The organism is Rhodococcus cerastii, assembly GCF_033042195.1.
Lineage (GTDB): Bacteria > Actinomycetota > Actinomycetes > Mycobacteriales > Mycobacteriaceae > Rhodococcoides.
The window spans coordinates 178,794-199,128 of sequence record NZ_JAWLKF010000006.1; the positions used below are offsets into that span (position 1 = coordinate 178,794).

General features: G+C 65.2%; 21 protein-coding genes. 11 read left to right on the forward strand and 10 right to left on the reverse strand.

Features of this window, described 5'->3' with window-relative positions; all coding sequences use genetic code 11:
* Nucleotides 1-119 precede the first annotated feature (119 nt).
* Complete coding sequence (locus tag R3P93_RS13685; protein WP_068054019.1) at nt 120-1,142, reverse strand: aspartate-semialdehyde dehydrogenase; 1,023 nt, start codon at nt 1,140-1,142, stop codon at nt 120-122.
* Nucleotides 1,143-1,145: 3 nt separating this feature from the next.
* Complete coding sequence (locus R3P93_RS13690; RefSeq protein ID WP_032395287.1) at nt 1,146-2,411, reverse strand: aspartate kinase; 1,266 nt, start codon at nt 2,409-2,411, stop codon at nt 1,146-1,148.
* A 149-nt stretch (nt 2,412-2,560) separates the two neighbouring features.
* On the opposite strand from R3P93_RS13690, the gene R3P93_RS13695 reads away from it, so the two are divergent.
* The 3 genes from R3P93_RS13695 to R3P93_RS13705 all read left to right on the forward strand — a co-directional run bounded on the left by R3P93_RS13695 (nt 2,561) and on the right by R3P93_RS13705 (nt 6,711).
* The gene (locus R3P93_RS13695; RefSeq protein ID WP_141215221.1) at nt 2,561-4,237 is read left to right on the forward strand and encodes an FUSC family protein; all 1,677 of its coding nucleotides are present in this window, start codon (nt 2,561-2,563) and stop codon (nt 4,235-4,237) included.
* 151 nt (nt 4,238-4,388) lie between these two features.
* Complete coding sequence (leuA, locus tag R3P93_RS13700) at nt 4,389-6,200, forward strand: 2-isopropylmalate synthase (protein WP_068053950.1); 1,812 nt, start codon at nt 4,389-4,391, stop codon at nt 6,198-6,200.
* Between the two features lie 133 nt (nt 6,201-6,333).
* Nucleotides 6,334-6,711, forward strand: coding sequence for an SHOCT domain-containing protein (locus R3P93_RS13705; protein WP_094638721.1), 378 nt, complete (start codon nt 6,334-6,336; stop codon nt 6,709-6,711).
* Here R3P93_RS13705 and R3P93_RS13710 read toward each other — a convergent pair.
* Entirely contained in the window at nt 6,680-7,591 is a 912-nt protein-coding gene (locus R3P93_RS13710) for a LysR family transcriptional regulator (RefSeq protein ID WP_068053494.1), read from the reverse strand. The two genes, R3P93_RS13705 and R3P93_RS13710, sit on opposite strands and share 32 nt — an antisense overlap.
* Before the next feature lie 72 nt (nt 7,592-7,663).
* Here R3P93_RS13710 and R3P93_RS13715 point away from each other — a divergent pair, with 72 nt between their 5' ends.
* From R3P93_RS13715 to R3P93_RS13725, 3 genes are all read left to right on the forward strand, one after another.
* The gene (locus R3P93_RS13715) at nt 7,664-8,560 is read left to right on the forward strand and encodes an EamA family transporter (RefSeq protein WP_317533243.1); all 897 of its coding nucleotides are present in this window, start codon (nt 7,664-7,666) and stop codon (nt 8,558-8,560) included.
* Nucleotides 8,561-8,746: 186 nt separating this feature from the next.
* A complete protein-coding gene (locus R3P93_RS13720; RefSeq protein ID WP_300519845.1) occupies nt 8,747-10,009 on the forward strand; it encodes a Mur ligase family protein in 1,263 nt (420 codons plus the stop codon).
* A complete protein-coding gene (locus R3P93_RS13725) occupies nt 10,002-10,712 on the forward strand; it encodes a type 1 glutamine amidotransferase (RefSeq protein ID WP_317533244.1) in 711 nt (236 codons plus the stop codon). The genes R3P93_RS13720 and R3P93_RS13725 overlap by 8 nt, the downstream gene beginning before the upstream one ends.
* Before the next feature lie 32 nt (nt 10,713-10,744).
* On the opposite strand, the gene R3P93_RS13730 is transcribed toward R3P93_RS13725, so the two are convergent.
* The 4 genes from R3P93_RS13730 to R3P93_RS13745 form a co-directional block, all read right to left on the reverse strand.
* Complete coding sequence (locus tag R3P93_RS13730) at nt 10,745-11,752, reverse strand: type IV toxin-antitoxin system AbiEi family antitoxin domain-containing protein (RefSeq protein ID WP_317533245.1); 1,008 nt, start codon at nt 11,750-11,752, stop codon at nt 10,745-10,747.
* Between the two features lie 126 nt (nt 11,753-11,878).
* The gene (gene recR, locus R3P93_RS13735) at nt 11,879-12,487 is read right to left on the reverse strand and encodes a recombination mediator RecR (protein WP_317533246.1); all 609 of its coding nucleotides are present in this window, start codon (nt 12,485-12,487) and stop codon (nt 11,879-11,881) included.
* A 3-nt stretch (nt 12,488-12,490) separates the two neighbouring features.
* The gene (locus R3P93_RS13740; protein ID WP_094638725.1) at nt 12,491-12,826 is read right to left on the reverse strand and encodes a YbaB/EbfC family nucleoid-associated protein; all 336 of its coding nucleotides are present in this window, start codon (nt 12,824-12,826) and stop codon (nt 12,491-12,493) included.
* A 206-nt stretch (nt 12,827-13,032) separates the two neighbouring features.
* Entirely contained in the window at nt 13,033-13,464 is a 432-nt protein-coding gene (locus R3P93_RS13745) for a cytidine/deoxycytidylate deaminase family protein (protein WP_317533247.1), read from the reverse strand.
* A 63-nt stretch (nt 13,465-13,527) separates the two neighbouring features.
* Between R3P93_RS13745 and R3P93_RS13750 the strand changes: the two genes are divergently transcribed.
* A complete protein-coding gene (locus tag R3P93_RS13750; RefSeq protein WP_141215222.1) occupies nt 13,528-14,178 on the forward strand; it encodes a hypothetical protein in 651 nt (216 codons plus the stop codon).
* Between the two features lie 35 nt (nt 14,179-14,213).
* Here the strand turns inward: R3P93_RS13750 and R3P93_RS13755 are convergent, their stop codons facing one another.
* Nucleotides 14,214-14,609: an SRPBCC family protein gene (locus R3P93_RS13755; RefSeq protein ID WP_317533248.1), complete on the reverse strand. Its 396-nt coding sequence runs from the start codon at nt 14,607-14,609 to the stop codon at nt 14,214-14,216.
* 257 nt (nt 14,610-14,866) lie between these two features.
* Here R3P93_RS13755 and R3P93_RS13760 point away from each other — a divergent pair, with 257 nt between their 5' ends.
* Both R3P93_RS13760 and R3P93_RS13765 read left to right on the forward strand, forming a co-directional pair.
* A complete protein-coding gene (locus R3P93_RS13760) occupies nt 14,867-16,312 on the forward strand; it encodes an FAD-binding oxidoreductase (RefSeq protein ID WP_179276523.1) in 1,446 nt (481 codons plus the stop codon).
* On the forward strand, nt 16,309-17,625 hold the full coding sequence (locus R3P93_RS13765; protein ID WP_317533249.1) for a class I SAM-dependent methyltransferase: 1,317 nt from the start codon (nt 16,309-16,311) through the stop codon (nt 17,623-17,625). Before R3P93_RS13760 ends, R3P93_RS13765 begins: the two co-directional genes overlap by 4 nt.
* A 54-nt stretch (nt 17,626-17,679) precedes the next feature.
* Here the strand turns inward: R3P93_RS13765 and R3P93_RS13770 are convergent, their stop codons facing one another.
* The gene (locus R3P93_RS13770) at nt 17,680-18,462 is read right to left on the reverse strand and encodes an alpha/beta fold hydrolase (RefSeq protein WP_068050476.1); all 783 of its coding nucleotides are present in this window, start codon (nt 18,460-18,462) and stop codon (nt 17,680-17,682) included.
* Between the two features lie 28 nt (nt 18,463-18,490).
* A complete protein-coding gene (locus R3P93_RS13775; RefSeq protein ID WP_317533250.1) occupies nt 18,491-19,423 on the reverse strand; it encodes an oxygenase MpaB family protein in 933 nt (310 codons plus the stop codon).
* Nucleotides 19,424-19,446: 23 nt separating this feature from the next.
* On the opposite strand from R3P93_RS13775, the gene R3P93_RS13780 reads away from it, so the two are divergent.
* Nucleotides 19,447-20,019, forward strand: coding sequence for a TetR/AcrR family transcriptional regulator (locus R3P93_RS13780; RefSeq protein ID WP_317533251.1), 573 nt, complete (start codon nt 19,447-19,449; stop codon nt 20,017-20,019).
* Nucleotides 20,020-20,046: 27 nt separating this feature from the next.
* Nucleotides 20,047-20,307 carry an acyl-CoA-binding protein gene (locus tag R3P93_RS13785; RefSeq protein ID WP_032379982.1) on the forward strand — a complete coding sequence of 87 codons (261 nt, stop codon included), beginning with the start codon at nt 20,047-20,049 and terminating at the stop codon, nt 20,305-20,307.
* The last annotated feature ends 28 nt before the right edge of the window (nt 20,308-20,335 follow it).

Consider the following 20,335-nt stretch of genomic DNA (forward strand, 5'->3'; position numbering starts at 1 on the left):
CCGGGTGCGTCGCGCCGCCGCCCCCGCCCACAGCGCCGCCGCCCGCGGGGTGGCCCCCCGCGGAACGGGAGGGGGGGGGGGGTTGGGCGCCCCGGGGGGCCCCCACCCCGCCCACGGCGTCAGACCAGCAGCTCGGCGATCTGAATCGTGTTGAGCGCCGCGCCCTTACGCAGGTTGTCGCCCGAGACGAACAGTGCCAATCCGCGGCCCTCGGGAACACCCGGGTCCTGGCGGATCCGGCCGACGAGGGAATCGTCCGCGCCTGCGGCCTGCAACGGCGTCGGCACGTCGACCAGAGAGACGCCCGGGGCGGAGGCGAGCAGCTCACGAGCGCGTTCCACCGAGAGCGGGTTGGCGAATTCGGCATTGATCGACAGCGAGTGACCGGTGAACACGGGCACGCGGACGCAGGTGCCGCTCACCAGCAGGTCGGGCAGGCCGAGGATCTTGCGCGATTCGTTGCGCAGTTTCTGGTCCTCGTCGGTTTCGCCGGATCCGTCGTCCACCAACGCACCGGCCAGCGGCAGGACGTTGAAGGCGATGGGCGCGACGTACTTGTTCGGGGCCGGGAAATCCACCGACGAACCGTCGTGCACCAGCTTTTCGACGTCGCCGATGACGGCGCGCGCCTGGGTGGCGAGCTCCTCGACACCGGCGAGTCCGCTGCCGGACACGGCCTGGTAGCTCGAGACGATCAGGCGCTGCAGGCCTGCTTCGTCGTGCAGCACCTTGAGCACCGGCATCGCGGCCATGGTGGTGCAGTTGGGGTTGGCGATGATGCCGCGGGGCGGGTTCTTCGCGTCCTCGGGGTTGACCTCGCTGACCACCAGCGGCACGTCCGAGTCCTTGCGGAACGCCGAGGAGTTGTCGATAACGGTGGCACCTGCTGCGGCGAAACGCGGTGCCTGCTCACGCGAGAGAGTTGCACCCGCGGAGAACAGTGCGATGTCGATTCCGGCGAGGTCTGCGGTGGAGGCGTCCTCGACGACGATCTCCTCGCCGCGGAACGGCAGCTTCTTGCCCGCGGACCTGGCGGAGGCGAAGAATCGAACGGTGTCGGCGGGGAAGTTACGCTCCTCCAACAGGGTTCGCATGACGGCACCGACCTGGCCGGTGGCTCCTACGACTGCAACTGTGGTCATCGTCTATCGTCCTGTCCCTGCGTGTACGACGGCTTCTTCGTCGCCGCCCAGATCGAAGGCGGCGTGCAGCGCGCGTACTGCTTCGTCGAGCTGAGTGTCACTGCACAGCACCGAGATACGGATCTCCGAGGTGCTGATCAGGTCGATGTTGATGCCGGCGTCGGCGAGGGCCTCACAGAACGTCGCGGTGACGCCGGGGTGGCTCTTCATGCCTGCACCGACGAGGGAGACCTTGCCGATGTGGTCGTCGTAGAGCACCTGAGCGAAGCCGATCTCGGCCTGGAGCTTGGTGAGCTTCTCCACTGCCGTCGGGCCGTCGGCCTTGGGGCAGGTGAAGGTGATGTCGGTCTTGCCGGTGTCGATCTTGGACACGTTCTGCAACACCATGTCGATGTTGATCTCGGAATCCGCCACCGCGCGAAACACTTTGGCGGCGTAGCCGGGGGTGTCGGGCAAGCCGACGACGGTGACCTTCGCCTCGCTGCGATCGTGTGCGACGCCGGTGAGAATTGCTTCTTCCACTGGAATGTCCTCCATAGATCCGGAGACGATCGTTCCGGGTTTCGTGGTGTACGACGAGCGCACGTGAACAGGAACGTTGTAGCGACGCGCGTATTCGACGCAGCGCAGCATGAGCACCTTCGCGCCGCAGGCGGCCATCTCCAGCATCTCCTCGAACGAGACGGTGTCGAGGTGCCGGGCGTTGGGCACGATGCGCGGATCGGCGGTGAAGATGCCGTCGACGTCGGTGTAGATCTCGCAGACGTCGGCGTTCAGGGCCGCGGCGAGCGCGACGGCGGTGGTGTCGGACCCACCGCGACCGAGCGTCGTGACGTCCTTGCTGTCCTGGCTGACGCCCTGGAATCCGGCGACGAGCACGATCGAACCCTCGTCGAGGGCGCTGCGCACGCGGCCGGGGGTGACGTCGATGATCTTGGCGTTGCCGTGCACGCTGGTGGTGACGACGCCTGCCTGGGAGCCGGTGAACGACCGGGCCTCGGCACCGAGCGAGTGGATGGCCATCGCGACCAGCGCGTTGGAGATGCGTTCACCCGAGGTGAGCAGCATGTCCATCTCGCGGGCCGGCGGGGCCGGGCACACCTGCTGGGCCAGGTCGAGTAGTTCGTCGGTGGTGTCGCCCATGGCCGACACGACCACGACGACGTCGTTGCCTGCCTTCTTGGTCTCGACGATTCGTTCAGCGACGCGTCGGATACGTTCGGCGGTTCCCACCGACGATCCACCGTACTTCTGGACGATGAGAGCCACGCCTGTTTACCTCCGCTGGATAGCCGACAATCGGGCGATTGTTCCGGGGTAACCCTACCGAGCGAATGCCCCGAGCAGTGGCCCGGGTAGCTCCGAGCTGGGACTTTAGGGCGGTTCGCCTGCGGATACACCTGACCTAACATGTTCGGGTGACCCTTCCCGAGCACCGCCCACCCCCACCCCCGCGAGGTCTGCGGGTGCTCTTCGGGCTCCCTGCCGTCGGCCGTCGCTGGCCGGGTGGACTGCGCTCGGCTCTGGCGTTCGGTATCCCCGCGATCGCGGCGTGGGTTCTCGGGTTCCACACCGAGGCCCTGCTGGTGGTCTCGGGCAGTTTCGCCGTCATCTACGGCGAGGGGCGTCCCTATCGTTCGCGTTGGTGGGTCGTCCTGACCGCGGGCGGCGCACTGGTGGCGTCGGTGTGGCTCGGGGCGACGGCCGGGCAGGTGGCGCTCGATCTCGGGAGTACCGGATGGGCGCAGATGATCCCGGTGACCCTGCTCTCGCTCCTGGCTCTCGTGGCGGTCTACGTCATCGCTGCGCTGCGACTCGGACCGCCGGGTGCGTTCTTCTTCGTGCTGGTGTGCGCGGTGTCGTCGTACATCCCCGGGGCCGGCATCGGCGCCGTTCACGGAGCGGTCTGCGCGGCGATCGGCGTCGCGTCGGCGCTGCTGGTGTCGATGTCCGGGGTGCTTTGGGATCCGCGAGGACCCGAGCGCGAGGCCGTCGGAGCCGCGGTGGGCGCGATCGAGAAATACACGAGCTCGCCGACGCCGTCTGCCGCCGATCGTCACGTCGCGGCCGCGCGTCTGCACGCAGCCTGGGCCGCCGTGTACGACGCCGGTGCTGCACGGTTGTCGTCGAGGCCGGTGCTGGTGCAGAGGCTGTTCGACGCCCATCGGGCGTTCGCGGCCACTACCTCTCGAGGCATGGATGCCGACCAGGCAGTCGACTCGGTGCCGGATCAGCTGCCGCTGGCGAGGCCGAGCATCGCCTACCGGTTGCGGCGCTCGCTGCACCGGGATTCACACGCATCGTCCACGGCGATCAGGGTCTTCTGCGCGGCAGCGGCGGCAGGCGGGATCAGCGTCGCGCTGGATCTGAGCCGACCGGACTGGGCGATCCTCGGTGCCGTCCTGGTGCTGCAACAGGGTCCCGACCGGGTGCACGGCACCTATCGCGGCCTGCAGCGGCTCGGCGGAACCCTCGCGGGGGTGGCCCTGTTCTCCGCCATCTTCCTCTCGCCGCTGACCGGTCTGGCCGTCATCGTGGTGTTGATGGTGTTGCAGTTCGCGATCGAGGTGTCGGTGGCGCGCAACTACGGGTTGGCCGTCACGTTCATCACTCCGCTCGCCCTGCTGATGGGGACACTGACACATCCGGGAGCTGTGCTGGAGGACATCGTCGTGGACCGGATCGTGGAAACCACGGTGGGCGTCGCTCTGGCCTTCGCTGCGCTGTGGCTGCTGCTTCCCGGGGCGTTCAGGCGCGCATTGCAGTGGTCCGACGGCCGAGTCCTGACGCTCAGCGCCGATCTGCTGACGGTGTTGCGCACCGAGGACGTGGCCGGATCGAGCGCTCTCACCGCCCGGCGCGACGTCCAGTTCGAGCTGGTCGGGTCCGCGTTGGCCGGTGCCGAGGCCGCACACAACGATCGGCGGTGGGCTCATCGGGTGTGGTCGCAGCATGCCGAGGTCGATCGCCTCGGGTACGAACTCCTCGCGCACTGCTGGACGATCACCGACGTCGGACGAATGAATGACATCGGGCACTGGCAGCGCAGAGTCGATGCAGCAACTGCAGAATTCCACTCGTCAACCCTGGGGTAGGCGGTCGGCGCGCGGTAGTACACTCAGCCCATGCTGCGAGCTCTCCTTCTTAACAGCCGCGACGGGGTCTGAGACCAGACTGGCTTCCCGTCGCGGGGTTCGTTGCGCCGGTCGAACACATTGCTCTGATCTGTACGGAGAGACGAAGACCATGTCACCAGCCGACGCATTCACCTCGGGAACTCGCACCATCACCCCGCCCTCGCGGCCCGCACCAAGCGACCAGCCCGCCTGGAACACCCAGAAGAACTCCTCGATGCCGACCTACCGTTACCGGCCGTTCGCCGAGGAGGTCGAGCACGTCACCCTTCCCGACCGCACGTGGCCGGACAAGATCATCGACCGCACCCCGCAGTGGTGCGCCGTCGATCTGCGCGACGGCAACCAGGCGCTGATCGATCCGATGAGCCCGGCCCGCAAGCGCCGCATGTTCGACCTGCTGGTTCGCATGGGCTACAAGCAGATCGAGGTCGGCTTCCCGTCGGCCAGTCAGACCGACTTCGACTTCGTCCGCGAGATCATCGAGGACGGCGCGATCCCCGACGACGTCACCATCCAGGTGCTGACGCAGTGCCGTCCCGAGCTGATCGAGCGCACCTTCGTCGCGTGCGAGGGTGCCCGCAGCGTCATCGTGCACTTCTACAACTCGACGTCCATCCTGCAGCGCCGAGTGGTGTTCCGGGCCGAGCGTGACGTCATCAAGAAGATCGCCACCGACGGTGCCCGCAAGGTCCTCGAAGAAGCAGCCAAGTTCCCCGATACCGACTGGCGCTACGAGTACTCCCCCGAGTCCTACACCGGCACCGAACTGTCCTACGCCAAAGAGGTGTGCGACGCGGTCACCGCGATCATCGATCCCACTCCCGCCAAGCCGCTGATCCTGAATCTGCCTGCGACAGTCGAGATGGCGACACCCAACGTCTATGCCGACTCGATCGAGTGGATGAGCCGCAACCTCGATCGGCGCGACAGCATCGTACTGTCACTGCACCCGCACAACGACCGCGGAACCGGTGTTGCCGCAGCAGAACTCGGCTACCAGGCCGGTGCGGATCGCATCGAGGGCTGCCTGTTCGGCAACGGCGAGCGCACCGGCAACGTCTGCCTGGTCACGCTCGGGTTGAACCTGTTCACCCGCGGTGTCGATCCGCAGATCGACTTCTCCAACATCGACGAGGTCCGTCGAACCGTGGAGTACTGCAACCAACTTCCCGTCGCCGAGCGTCACCCCTACGGCGGCGACTTGGTCTACACCGCCTTCTCCGGCAGCCACCAGGACGCCATCAACAAGGGCCTGGACGCGATGAAAGTCACTGCGGACGAACAGGGTTCGGACATCGGAGACGTCACCTGGCAGGTCCCGTATCTGCCCGTCGACCCGAAGGACGTCGGTCGCACCTACGAGGCCGTCATTCGCGTCAACTCGCAGTCCGGCAAGGGCGGCGTCGCGTACATCATGAAGTCCGATCACGGCCTGAACCTGCCGCGTCGACTCCAGATCGAGTTCTCCCAGGCCGTCCAGCGCATCACCGACGGTGAGGGCGGCGAGGTCTCGCCCAAGGAGATGTGGGACGTCTTCGCCGAGGAGTACCTGACCCCGATCCGCCCCCTCGAGCGCATCAAGCAGTCGGTCATCGCGGCCGAGCACGACGGTGGCACCGACACGATCACCGCGACGGTCAAGGTCGACGGCGTGGAGCAGGAGATCTCCGGATCCGGCAACGGCCCCCTCGCCTCGTTCGTCGACGCACTGTCCACCATCGGATACGACGTCAGCGTCCTCGACTACTCCGAGCACGCCATGTCCGCCGGCGACGACGCCCAGGCCGCGGCCTACGTCGAGGCCTCGGTCACCTCTCCTGCCGGTGTCGCCACCACCGTCTGGGGCGTCGGCATCGCGACGTCGATCACCACCGCGTCACTGCGTGCCGTGGTGTCGGCTGTGAACCGCGCACTGAAATAGATTCTCTGCTCGACGAAAAGCCGCCCATATCATCACGAATGGGCGGCTTTTCGCTGTTTATCGACGCTCAGCTGGTACGCCGCGTGCGACAATGAACCTGCCGTCGGGGCACTTTAGGGAATGGAAGTTCGCCATGGATTCTTTCTGGGATTTTCTCTGGCTTCTCATCGTCGGTTTCGCATTCGTGGCTTACCTCATGGTGATGCTGTCGATCATCGGAGACCTCTTCCGAAACCACAAAGCATCCGGGCTCGTGAAAGCCGCGTGGGTGCTCTTCCTCATCATCGCGCCGTTCTTCACCGCGCTGATCTACCTCATCGTGAACGGCGGCAACATGGCCGAGCGTCAGGTTGCCGCCCTGCAGCACGCCAAGGACCAGCAGGAGAACTACATCAAAGAAGTGGCCGGTCGGTCCGCATCGGAGGAGATCGCACACGCAAAGACGTTGCTGGACAACGGAACCATCGATCAGGACGAGTTCAGGACGCTGAAGGCCAAAGCTCTGTCCTGAGGTCTGCCTCCGCCCGGAACGCGTCGAGCACGGCCGCGATCGCCGGTAGGCGTCGAGCGTCGGGCCTGGTCGCGAGTTCGTAGATGCGCCCGGCCCGAACGCCGGACAGTTCTCGACGCACCAGACCGGGATGCACCACGGCGTACCGCGGCATCAGTGCCACGCCGTGACCGGCCGCCACCAACACCTCGGTGACGCGAAAATCGTTCACGCGCTGAACCACTCGGGGTTCGACGCCGGTGGCCGCGGCTACCGAGAGCAGCACGTCGTCGACCGGGAATCCGCCGCGGACACTGATCCATCGTTCGTCGACCAGGTCCCTGAGGTCTATCGATTCATGTTGCGCCAGGCCGTGATCGGGCGGGAGCACCAGATCGATGGGCTCGCGCATCAGGGTCGTCACTTCGATGCGCGGGCCTGCGGTCGACGGGGCCCGCTCGTCGCGGTGGGTGAGCACCACGTCGTAGTCGGCCAACAGTTCCGGCACCGAGGATGCAGGCAGGTCCTCGTCGCGTGCCTCGATGTCGACGTCCGAGTTACCCAACCGCGTCAGCACCCCGGGCAGCAGCAGAGCAGCACCGGACGGGAACAGCGCGACTCGGACGCGTCCCCGCGGGGACGCACGGTACCGATCCATCTCGGCTCTAGCGCGGCCGACCGCAGCGAGCACCTCGTCGGTACGCAGCACCAGAGCGCGTCCCGCGTCGGTCAGTCGGAGCCGGCGACCGTCCGGTTCGAGGAGCGTCACACCCGCTTCCCTGGCCAGCAGCTTGAGTTGCTGGGATACCGCCGAGGGGGTCATCGACATCGCGTCGGCCACCGCTGCGACAGTTCCACGGTCGGCGAGTTCCGCGAGGATCCGCAACCGCTCGACATTCATGCAGTAAATCTTAACTGTTGATGCGGATATATTCGATTGTGCTGATCATTTGCAGCGGACACGATGGACGCCATGACCACTCGCGACCGCCTCCTCGGATTGACCGTCGCCGTGCTGTGGGGACTGAACTTCCTCGCCATTCGCATCGGACTCGATCATTTTCCGCCGTTCTTCTTCGGCGCGTTGCGCTTCCTGGTCATCGCCATCCCGGTCGTCCTGTTCGTCCCCAGGCCGAAAGTGCCGCTGAAGTGGTTGCTGCTCTACGGCTTCGGGTTCGGATTCCTGCAGTTCGCATTCCTGTTCGCGGCGATGGCAGCAGGCATGCCCACCGGATTGGCGTCACTCGTGCTGCAGTCGTCCGCCCCGTTCACCGTTGTTCTCGGCGCTGTTCTGCTGCGCGAACACGTCTCTCGCAGACAGGCGATCGGCATCGCGGTCGCCGTCCTCGGAATGGTCCTGATCGGATGGGACCGCGCCCAGAACGCCTCCCTGCTCCCGGTGATCCTCACCCTCCTCGCCGGCCTCGGCTGGGCGTTCGGCAATCTGGGAAACCGACTCGCCAAGTCCGATTCGCCGATGACGCTGATGCTGTGGATGACCGTCGTTCCGCCGCTGCCGATGCTGGCGCTGTCCGCGATCTTCGAGGGCCCGAGCACCGGCTGGCATGCGCTGACGGAGTCGTTCGGTCCGCAAGGCTGGCCAGGGTTGGTCGCGTTGGCCTACATCGTGATTCCCGCCACCATCATCGGCAGCGGTCTCTGGAGCATCCTGATGAGCCGCAACCCCGCCGGACTGGTCGCGCCGTTCTCACTGCTGGTTCCCGTTGTCGGAATCGCCGGTGCCTGGATTTTCCTGGGCGAGAACCCGTCCGTGCTCGCACTGATCGGTGGAGTAGTCGTGATCGGCGGATGCCTCGGCGGCATGGCCGTGCGAAGGTCGGTCGAAGTTCGGGAGAAAGCACCGGTGTGAGAGGCGGGAGTGGAGCCTGCGGAATGACCCAATAGGGCGGGAGTGGAGCCTGCGGAACGACCCGGGGGTAGCGGGAGTGGAGCCTGCGGAACGACCCGGGGGTAGCGGGAGTGGAGCCTGCGGAATGACCGAGGGGTAGAAACCGCCGACGTGAAACTGCACGCTCTTCTGTGCCAGACTCGGCGGATGGTTGAAGTGGGTGAGCGCAGACGTATCGGTGCACGTGGCCGTGTGGCACTGCGCGCGGCGGAGCTGGCGACCTGGGCGTCTCGCAAAGCGGGTCGAGGTAAGGGATCGATGATCGGCGGACTCGTCGCCCTCAAGATCGATCCGAACATCCTCGGCGGGCTCGGTCGCGGACGACGCACCGTCATCGTCACCGGCACCAACGGCAAGTCCACCACCACGCGTATGACGGCCGCTGCCCTGGCCACCCTGGGCGATGTCGCCACCCAGGCCGACGGCGCGAACATGGATGCCGGCATCGTCGCGGCCCTGCATGCTCACTTCGATGCCGAACTGGCTGCTCTCGAGGTCGACGAGCTGCACGTCCCCCATGTCTCCGACGAGGTGGAACCGGCGGCCATCGTGTTGCTCAACCTCAGTCGCGATCAGCTCGACCGCGTGGGCGAGATCAACATGATCGAACGCAAACTGCGCGCCGGACTGGCCCGGCATCCCGAGACCGTCGTCATCGCCAACTGCGACGACGTCCTCGTCACCTCGGCAGCATTCGACGCACCGAACGTCGTCTGGGTCGCAGCCGGCGGTGGATGGGCAGGCGATTCGGTCAGCTGCCCGCGCACGGGCGAGCCCATCCTGTGGGAGGGCGAGCACTGGTACAGCACCGGCAGCGACTTCAAGCGCCCGACGCCGGACTGGTGGCTCGACGACGAGAATCTCTACGGGCCCGACGGACTCGTCCTGCCGATGACGTTGTCACTGCCAGGAAAAGCCAACCGCGGCAACGCAGCTCAGGCCGTGGCCGCCGCAGTGACCCTCGGCGCGAGCGCGGAAGATGCCGTCGCCGCCGCGTCGAGCGTCGACGAAGTCGCCGGACGCTACTCCACCATCCAGTACGGATCCCATTCCGTCCGAATGCTTCTCGCGAAGAACCCTGCCGGCTGGCAGGAGGCGCTGTCGATGATCGACCCCACCTGCGATGGCCTCGTCATCGCCGTCAACGGGCAGGTACCCGACGGTGAAGACCTGTCGTGGCTGTGGGATGTCCGCTTCGAGCATTTCGAGAACGTCGCCGTCGTCGCCGCCGGTGAGCGCGCGACCGACCTCGGAGTTCGCCTGCTGTACGCGGGCTCGCAGCACACCACCATCGCAGATCCGTTGCAGGCCATCGCGTCCTGTCCGCCGGGGCGCGTCGAAGTGCTTGCCAATTACACTGCGTTCCGCGACCTCGGGCGCGCGCTGGCACGTGAGGTGAAGAATGTCTGAGTCCACCGTCCGCATCGGTCTGGTCCTGCCCGATGTGATGGGCACCTACGGCGACAACGGCAACGCGCTCATTCTTCGTCAGCGGCTTCGGATGCGAGACATCGACGCCGAGGTCGTGCAGATCACCCTCAGCGATCCGGTCCCCGATTCACTCGACGTGTACACCCTTGGTGGAGCCGAGGATTCGGCTCAACGCCTGGCGACGCGTCACCTCACCCGATACCCCGGACTACAGAACGCCGCTGCCCGCGGAGCGCCCGTGCTCGCCATCTGCGCCGCGATCCAGGTCCTCGGCCACTGGTACGAAACCTCTGCCGGCGAACGCGTCGACGGCATCTCGCTCTTCGACGTCACCACCGCACCGCAGGCGACGCGTTCGATCGGTGAAGTCGTCACCGAACCCGCGCTCGAAGGACTCACTCAGAAGCTCACCGGTTTCGAGAACCACCGCGGCGGAACGACTCTCGGCCTGGATGCGTCCCCGTTGGCCAAGGTCACCCACGGTGTCGGCAACGGTGTCGGCGACGGACGCGAAGGCGTCGTGCAGGGTTCGGTGATCGGCACGTACATGCACGGCCCGGTTCTCGCCCGGAACCCGGAATTGGCGGACTATCTGCTGGAGCGTGCATTGGGCACCACTCTCGCTCCACTCGAGCTGCCGGAGGTTGCGGAGCTGCGCAAGGAGCGGCTGCGCCGCACGTGAACGAAAACTCGTAGCCCACTACGAACTTCCACTCACAAGGCGCAACGGTCACACGGATACGACGCGTCGGTCCAACCCTCTCTGACCAGCACCTCGCGGACCTCGCGGTACACACCGCACGGGTCGTCGGCCACTTCGTGCCAGCCGTACATCAACCGCGGCAGGTTCCTCAGCTCCGCGGCATTGTCACGTCTGCGATCGCGAAATCGCCGCTGCTTGGCAGAGTGGAAGGCCTGGCCGTCCAGCCTGACGATGAGGTCGCAGATCTGGTAGCGAATGTCCTCGAAAAGCTGTCGGCCGTCAACGAATACCGGGGCCTGCCGCTGCCCGACCGGCAGACCGTGTGCCTGCTCGACGTCGAGTACGTAACGGTATTCGAGTGCAGAATGGACTCCGTCGCGCATGAGAGCCAGCGTGTGCAGAATCGGTTTGAGGTAGCGCATCGGTCGCCGGACTTCGACCTTGCTCGTCATGGCCGCGACGTTCACGCCACCCGAAGACATCGCCGAGACCAATGTGATCGTCGCTTGCCTCGACGTCGGCTCTGCGACAACGAGATCGAGGACCGTATCGACAGCGCTCGTTCGCGCCGGATTCGTCTCGACACTGATGTGTCCCATGGCTCGGGAACGGTGGACGACAACGCCGGGATGGATTTGTTCGTTGCTTTCCGAGGTGAAGTTCTGCTTGGCGTGTCTCATCGTCGGCGGCTTGCTGGTGGCCGAGCATCCGTACGGAACGGTGACGTGAACCGGGCCTGCCCCAGGCCGAACCCACCCCCATTCCTCCGCGGCGGTGGTGTGACTGAGCAACGCTCCCCGCCCTGCGTACAGCAGCGCTGCAGATAATTGCATCTCACGAGTCAGCGGCCCATTGGTCACCGAGACGACTCCACGAAACACTCTCAGCCACTGCCCGGTTTGCACGTAGTGGTTGATCGAATCCTTGTTGACGCCGAAAGCATGCATCTGTTTCGTGGTGATGATTCCGTGCTGCTCGTCCAATAATCGCTGCCAGGTACCCGCTGGTCTTGTCCTCATGGACCTCAGGATGGCCGGTTTCCAGCGCCCACGTCACAATCTATCCACAGGGTGTGCATAACCTCGGGTCGTGAGTGGAAACTCGACCCCTGCTACGAGGTTTCGTGCACGTGCGGCGAAGCCGCTCTACATGCGCCGACGCCCCGTCAACGCGCGCCCCAACGTCAACTCATCAGCGAATTCGAGGTCTCCGCCCATGGGCAGGCCAGAGGCGAGGCGAGTGATGGCCAGGCCGGGGAAGTCACGCATCATGCGGACCAGATACGTGGCAGTGGCTTCGCCCTCGGTGTTGGGGTCGGTGGCGATGATGACTTCGGTGACGTCGACGCCGTCGTCCTGGGTTCCGACGCGGGTCAACAACTCTCGGATTCGGAGCTGATCCGGCCCCACTCCGTTCAGTGGGTCGAGCGCTCCGCCGAGTACGTGGTAGCGGCCCTTGAACTCTCGTGTACGTTCCACGGCCTGGACATCTTTGGGCTCTTCGACGACGCAGATCATCGATCTGTCACGACGTGAGTCCGCGCAGATTCGACATAGTTCCTTGTCCGAGACCGTGCCGCAGACGATGCAGAACTGCACACCGTCGCGAATGCGCTGCAGCGCGCGCATGAGCCGATCCACCTCGGGAGGTTCGACGCTCAGGAGGTGAAAAGCTATGCGCTGAGCGCTCTTCGGACCGACTCCGGGAAACTTGCCGAGTTCGTCGATCAGATCCTGTACGGGACCTTCGTACACCGCTCAGAACCCGGGAAGGCCGGGCATGCCTCCGAGACCACCAGCGAGGGGGCCCATCTTCTCGCTCGCGACGGCCTGAGCCGCGCGAGACGCATCGGCGATCGCGCCGATCACCAGGTCCTGCAGAGTCTCGACGTCGCTCGGGTCTACGACCTTGGGGTCGATGGTCAGTCCGACCACCTCACCGGTTCCCTTGACGGTGGCGACCACGAGGCCACCGCCCGCCTGGCCGGTCACTTCGGTTTCCGCGATCTCGGCCTGCGCCGCCATCAGCTGCTGCTGCATCTGCTGGGCCTGCTGCAGGATCGATGCCATGTCGGGCTGTTCACCGGGTTGCACTGTGTCGTCCTCTCGCGTGGGTCGAAGCGAACACCAGCGTAGCCGCACCTTGGATCGCTGTGATTCACTGCGCGTCGAATCGACCTACCGACCTGAGTGTCCACAATTTCGCGGCAGACACGGGATCGCGCCTGCGGTGACGAATGGTGGACACTCAGCGCAGTGCCTTCCGGCGATGCCGCACGGTTCGTCCTCGGTAACGAGGATCAGCGTTGCTCCGCGCGATGGTCGTATCCGGCGGGGAGCAGTTCGCCGGCAAGAACGCTGACGAGGCCGTCGGGCGAATCGATGATGACCCGCATCAGGGGATAGAGGTCGGCGAAGATCTGACGATCCTTGCCGCACGGGCTCTTCACCCCGCGCCCGTGGTTGCCGACCGCCACGATGTGCGTCGGCTCGGTCGCACCGGCCGCCCGAGCCGCGGCAAGCGCGACTGTCTCTGCGCACGGGCCACCGGTGAAGTGATAGAGATTCACCCCGGCGAAGGTTCGGCCGTCCGCCACTCTCACCGCCGCACCCATCGTGTGGATGCCGTCCTCATCAGGTCCCGCATCCGTCGACGAATCGATTGTCTGCCTGGCCAGTTCGACCAGCGTCCGATCCCTGTCGGTCGCGGGTAGTGCGGAAGAGAAGGACACGATGCGATTCTAGAGCCCCGCGCCTGAACATCTGTCAGTACTGAGCGCACGTAGTCTTGCGGAATGGATCAGCCTGCGAGCCCCTCCCCTCGCAAGCGTCGGGTGACGCCTCAGACCATGGCCGAGGCGGGTATTGCGCTGACGCTGCCGAAGGTGTCGGTCAAGTCGGTGGCCGAAAGCCTGGGCGTGTCGATCGTCGCGATCTACAACAACATCGACGATCTTTGTTCACTCAAGGCCCTCGTGGCGGAGGAGATTCTGCGCAGGTGGTCGCCGCCGCTTCCCGGTGACGACGAATCGATGCACGACGCGTTGCTGGCCCTCGCTTCCGCGATGCGCGAGCTGGTTCACTCCAACCCGGGTATCGCGGAGTATCTGATCGGCCTTACTCCCAGCTCGATCGACGCCATCCGTATGGCCGACTCGGTGCAGACGCGCTATCGAACTCGATACGACCTCACTCCGAAGCAGGCGACGTGGGCTGTCATCACCGTCTGCGAGCATGCGCTGGCCTTGGCCGAGATGGTCTACAACTCTGCTCGACGCGATCGTGAATACGACGACGCGATCGCGGCGCGCACCGACCTGGACACACTGCCGGGGGCCTACGACACGGTCGACCGTGGACCCGACGGGATGTTCCTGTGGTCGATGCGCACCGTGGTCGTCGGAACACTCGAGCTCATCGAGGCCCCCGACTTCGAGCAGGCCTAGATCAACTCGCGGCGCAGGTTCTCCAGCGTCGCGGCCTATATCTTCTTCAGTCCCAGCGGTGCGAAGGTCTTCTCGAAGAATCCGCCGATGCCGCCTGCGCCCTTCCACTCCGTCGTCGTGGTGACCGTGGTGCCCGCGCCGTCCGGGGCGACCGACCAGGTGGTGACCATGGAGGAATTGGCGTCGCGTTCGGTGATGGTCGATCCGGCGACGGTGACGGTCGCGGCGACGTTGCGCACTCGCTTCTCGGTGGCCTGCAGGGTCCACGCGGCCACGGTTCCGTCTCCTTGCCCGCCCTGGACCACCTCGTAGTCGCGGTACTGCTCGGGGAGGATGCGTGGGCGCACCGTCTCGTAGTCGGCGAGCGCAGCGAGCACTCGATCCGGTGTGGTGGCGATGGTGGCGGAACTGGATGCACTGACCTGAGCCACGGAAACGTTCTCCTTCGATAGCGAACGGGATGTTCGTCCATACTGCCTCGCCGCGCACGCGCGGCAGGCATCCCGCCGGACCGTGTGTGATGTGCTTCACACACATAAATCTCATCCCGCAAAACACATGCATGACGCAACCATTTGTCCGATTTACTCCGATTCTCCGCGGAGATTCGGCAACAGTTGCGTGAAGTTTCACCGGTGGGACGCCGATGCCGGTGGATACCACGCGGTACGAGATATAGCGTCTGAGTGTGGCTTCAGTGAATGCTCTTCTCGGACGACGGCCAGAACCGAGGGAGAGCGGTTACGCAGCGCACCGGTCGGGTGTCGAGCAGCTGCTTCGCAGCTATCGCGCAATTCCCGCCGATGCGACGGTGCGTCTGGCGAAGAAGACGTCCAACCTGTTCCGGGCCAGGACGACCACCACCACACCGGGGCTCGACGTGTCGGGCCTGAGCAAGGTCATCACCGTCGATCCCGCCTCGCGCACAGCAGATGTCGCCGGAATGTGCACCTACGAGGACCTGGTCGACGCGACGCTTCCCTACGGCCTGGCACCCCTCGTCGTCCCGCAGCTCAAGACGATCACCCTCGGCGGAGCCGTCACCGGACTCGGCATCGAGTCCACGTCGTTTCGTAGCGGACTCCCCCACGAATCGGTGCTCGAGATCGATGTCCTCACCGGCAGCGGCGAGATCGTCACCGCAACACCGGAGGGCGAACACGCGGATCTCTACTGGGGCTTTCCCAACTCGTACGGAACCCTCGGCTACTCCACTCGGCTGAAGATCCAGCTCGAACCCGTGTTGCCGTATGTCGCGTTGCGCCACCTGCGATTTCACGATCTCGACACCTTGCAGTCTACGATGGACCGCGTCGTCGACGAGCGCGAGTACGACGGCATCGAGGTCCAGTACCTCGACGGTGTGGTGTTCAGCGCCGACGAAAGCTACCTCACCCTCGGCGTCCAGACCGACGAACCGGGACCGGTCAGCGACTACACCGGTGCCGACATCTTCTACCGATCGATCCAGCACGCGTCGGATACACCCAAGACCGACCGCCTCACCATTCACGACTACCTGTGGCGCTGGGACACCGATTGGTTCTGGTGCTCCCGAGCGTTCGGAACACAGAACCCGAGAATCCGACGGTTCTGGCCGCGCAAGTACCGGCGCAGTAGCTTCTACTGGAAACTGATCGGCCTCGATCGTAAGTACGACATCGGCGACCGACTCGAGAAACGCAAAGGAAATCCGCCGCGCGAACGCGTCGTGCAGGATGTCGAGGTTCCGATCGAGCACACCGCAGGCTTCGTGGCGTGGTTCCTCGACAACATCCCGATCGAGCCGTTGTGGTTGTGCCCGTTGCGTCTTCGTGAGCCCGCAGCACCGGGCGCGAATCCGGCCAGGCCGTGGCCGCTGTATCCACTCGAACCGAAACGCACCTACGTCAACATCGGCTTCTGGTCTTCGGTCCCGATCGTTGCAGGCGAACCAGAGGGTGCCGCGAACCGCGCCATCGAGAAGAAGGTCACCGAGTTCGACGGGCATAAATCGCTGTACTCGGACGCTTATTACACCGAACATGAATTCGCCGTTCTGTACGGCGGCGATCGATACGAAGTGTTGAAGAAGAAATACGATCCCGAATCCCGATTGTTGGATTTGTACTCGAAGGCGGTGCAACGCAGATGACGACGTTCAAGGACTCCGGCAATCGCACGGTGAACGGTGCCCAGAAGCTCAAGATCTCCGAGATTCTCGAACTGATCTCCGACGGCAACATCCCACTGCGCTTCACCGCCTACGACGGCAGCACCGCAGGACCCGAGGACGCGAGAATCGGCCTCAACCTCAAGAGCCCCCGCGGAACCACTTATCTCGCAACCGCTCCCGGCGATCTCGGCATGGCGCGCGCGTACGTCTCGGGCGATCTCGAAGCAACGGGAGTCCATCCGGGCGACCCCTACGAGCTGCTGGCGCTGATGGGCGACGAGCTGCACTTCCGTCGCCCCTCGGCGATGACGCTGACATCGATCGCCCGTTCGCTCGGCTGGGATGTGTTGCGGCCCATCGCTCCCCCACCCCAGGAAGCAATCCCGAGGTGGCGTCGCATCGCAGAAGGTCTGCGTCACTCCAAGACTCGCGATGCCGAAGCGATCCACCATCACTACGACGTGTCCAATGCCTTCTACGAGAAGGTACTCGGCCCCTCCATGACGTACACCTGCGCGGCGTTCGAGAGCGCCGATCAGTCGCTGGAAGCCGCACAGGAGAACAAGTATCGCTTGGTGTTCGACAAGCTCGGCCTGCAACCGGGTGATCGCCTGCTCGACATCGGCTGCGGTTGGGGCTCGATGGTGCGCTACGCCGCCCGCCGCGGAGTGAAGGTGATCGGTGTGACGCTCTCCCAGGAGCAGGCGTCGTGGGCACAGCAGGCCATTGCCGACGAGGGCCTGTCAGAGTTGGCCGAGGTGCGCTTCTCGGACTACCGCGACGTCCCCGAGACCAACTTCGACGCCATCTCCTCCATCGGGCTGACCGAGCACATCGGCGTGCACAACTACCCGTCGTACTTCACGTTCATCCAGTCCAAGCTGCGCGACGGCGGCCGGCTCCTCAACCACTCGATCACCCGGCCGGACAATCGCGCGCACGCCAAGGCCGGCAGCTTCATCGACCGGTACGTCTTCCCCGACGGGGAGCTCACCGGCTCGGGCCGCATCATCACCGAGATCCAGGACGTCGGACTCAAGGTTCGGCACGAGGAGAACCTGCGCGAGCACTACGCGCTGACGCTGGCCGGATGGTGCCGGAACCTCGTCGAGAACTGGGACGCCTGCGTCGCCGAAGCCGGTGAAGGAACAGCCCGTGTCTGGGGCCTGTACATGGCCGGGTCCCGGCTCGGCTTCGAGCGCAATGTGGTTCAGCTGCACCAGGTTCTGGCCGTCAAACTCGGACCGAAGGGACAGGCCGACGTCCCCCTGCGGCCTTGGTGGAACGGCTGACGCTTGTGAGCGAAAACTCGACTCCTGCTACGAGGTTCCGCGCACATGGGAGCGTCAGCGACCCGTTCCCCGCAGGATGACTCGCGCGGTCTCGGTCGGCTGATCCCAGTGCGGGAAGTGTCCGCATTTGTCGAACCAGTGCAGGGTGGCGTCGGGGAATCGCTCCAACGCCACTGTGGCCTGGCTGGGTGTGGTGACCTTGTCCTGACGGCCCCAGCCGATGAGCAGCGAGCCCTGCAGGGAACCTTTCGGGGAACCCTGTTGCTTCGGCCCGTGGATCAGCGCCTTGCGTGCGGCGTCGAGCGAAGGTGATGTCTTGGTGGAGAAACCCTTCAGCTCCTGCTCGACCAGCCCACTCGGAAGTTTCCAGGGCGCGGCCGAGAACTGCGCCAGTGCAGCAGTTCTGGTGACCGGGTTACCGGCCAGGAACGGCACGAGCGGCTGCACGTTCTTCATCAGTGCCAACGACGCGGTGATCGTGGCTCCGAAGATCTTGACCTGCCGGTCGTTCCAGAACCCGCCGGGATCGAGCGCCACCATCGAGCCTCGGTGACCGCGGCGGGCCAGTTCGACGACCATGCGCGCACCCATCGAGCTTCCGACGAGATCGGCGTCGGAGAGACCTTCGTTGTCGAGAAATTCCCGCAACGCGTCGGTCAACGACGCGATGGAGACCTCGGGCAGCGGCGGAGTCTTTCCGAACCCGGGCAGGTCGAGGGCGATGACCTCACGATGTTTGGCGAGGGCGGGGACGATCGGGTCCCAGTTTCCGTGAGAGGACCCGAGCCCGTGGACGAGGACGATCGGGGTTCCGCTTCCGGTTCTGACACTGTGCATACCGGCGTTGTACCCCGGTCGCGCCGATCTACACCTTGGGGCTGTAGTGCGAGGGGTCCGATCGCCGCTCCACGGGCGGCAGATTGCGGGCCGGTGTGTGCACCAACGGTGCCGTTCTCGGGGTTCGGCCATTGACACGGTCCCATCCGGCGCGGCCTCTCGGGTGCAGTCGCCGTCGTGGTGGCACCAACCCGAACACGAAGTTCACTGCCTTGCCGAACAGCGCCAGGCGCTTCTCGTCCCGCTCGGACCAGCTGTAGCCGAGGAGCGTGCGTACCGGCTCGTCGTAGAGCCCGACGGTGATCCAGACGAACAGCCTCGCCACCGGACGCCGGAACACGGCCCAGAGCGGCTCGGGCAGCCAGGCCGCATACGGCGGTGGTCCCAGCTTCGCCAGGTCCAGCACCCCGCGGGCGGCCATGTTGTCCTCCAACACGTGTCGGCACATGTGATCCCAGTACTGCTGGAACTCCGGCCAAGTGGCAGGCACCGACCGCATGCTCATGCCGTAGAGGCGATACCACTGCACGTGCTCGTCGAACAGCTGCACCTTCTGAGCCTCGGTCAGCCCGCCCATGAAGTGGTCTGCGGTGAGCACCGTGCCCATGAAGAAGGTGGCGTGCGCCCAGTAGAACGTGTCGGGATCGAGCGCGTGGTACTTGCGGCCCTTGGAGTCGATTCCCTTGATGTTCGTGTGATAGCCGCGGACCTGCAGTGCGGTCTCCTCGGCCCGATCGCCGTCGAACACGACCCCACCGATGGGGTACAGGGACCGGGACAGCCGCTGCCAGCGCTCGTCGAAGAACGTGGAGTGTTGCTCCACCCCGGCCCCGAGCCCTGGATGCATGTTCTGCATCGACCCTGCCCAGACCCCCTGCAGCATCCCGCGCCAGTCGCCGAAGTACTTCCAGGTGAGCGAATCCGGACCGAGCGGGACGGGTCGATCGGGCTGACTACGCATGTTGTCAGACTAGGGTTGACAACATGCGTAGTCAACAGTTGGAGGAACGCAGATCCAAGCGCTACGACGCGTTGCTCGCGGCCGGGGTCGAGCTCCTCGGCTCGCCGGACGGTCCCGCGGTCAACGTGCGGGCCGTCTGCCGTACCGCCGGCCTGACCGAGCGGTATTTCTACGAGAGCTTCGCCGACCGCGACGCCTTCGTCCGCGCGGTGTACGCGTGGGTCGGCACCAGAGCGCAGGGCGCTTTGCTCGACGCCGTGATGCAGGCGAGCACTGCCGAGGACACCATCGCCGCGCCGGTGCGCGCATTCGTCGAACTCATCATCGACGAACCGCGAACGGGACGGGTGCTGCTCATCGCGCCGTTGGCCGAACCGGCACTGAGCCGACGCGGTCTCGATCTCCTGCCCGGCTTCGTCGAGCTGGTGCACTCCCAACTGCCCGACACCGAAGACAGACAGCTGATCGCCGTCGGAACCGTCGGGGCGTTGACGGCCCTGTTCATCGGCTATCTCGACGGCACGCTCACCGTCACCCGCGAAGCCCTCGTGGCGCACTGCATTCGGCTGATTTCCGAGGCCTCCGTGCGAGGATGACACCACCTCTAACCGAAGGAGTTCTTCATGTCCGATCTCGACCAGTCGTTCGCCGACGCGCAGGTAGACGTCAAGAAGCTCACGTCCAAGCCGAGCAACGACGACCTACTGAGCCTGTACTCGCTCTACAAGCAGGGTTCGATCGGTGACGCCTCGGGTAAGCGGCCCGGACGACTGGACATGGTGAACCGAGCGAAGTTCGATGCCTGGGCGAAGCTCGAAGGTACGAGCCAGGATTCGGCGAAGCAGCAGTACGTGGATCTGGTGACCAAGCTCCTCGCCGGCTGAGCCAACGGCTATGGTCGAGTGCGGGGGT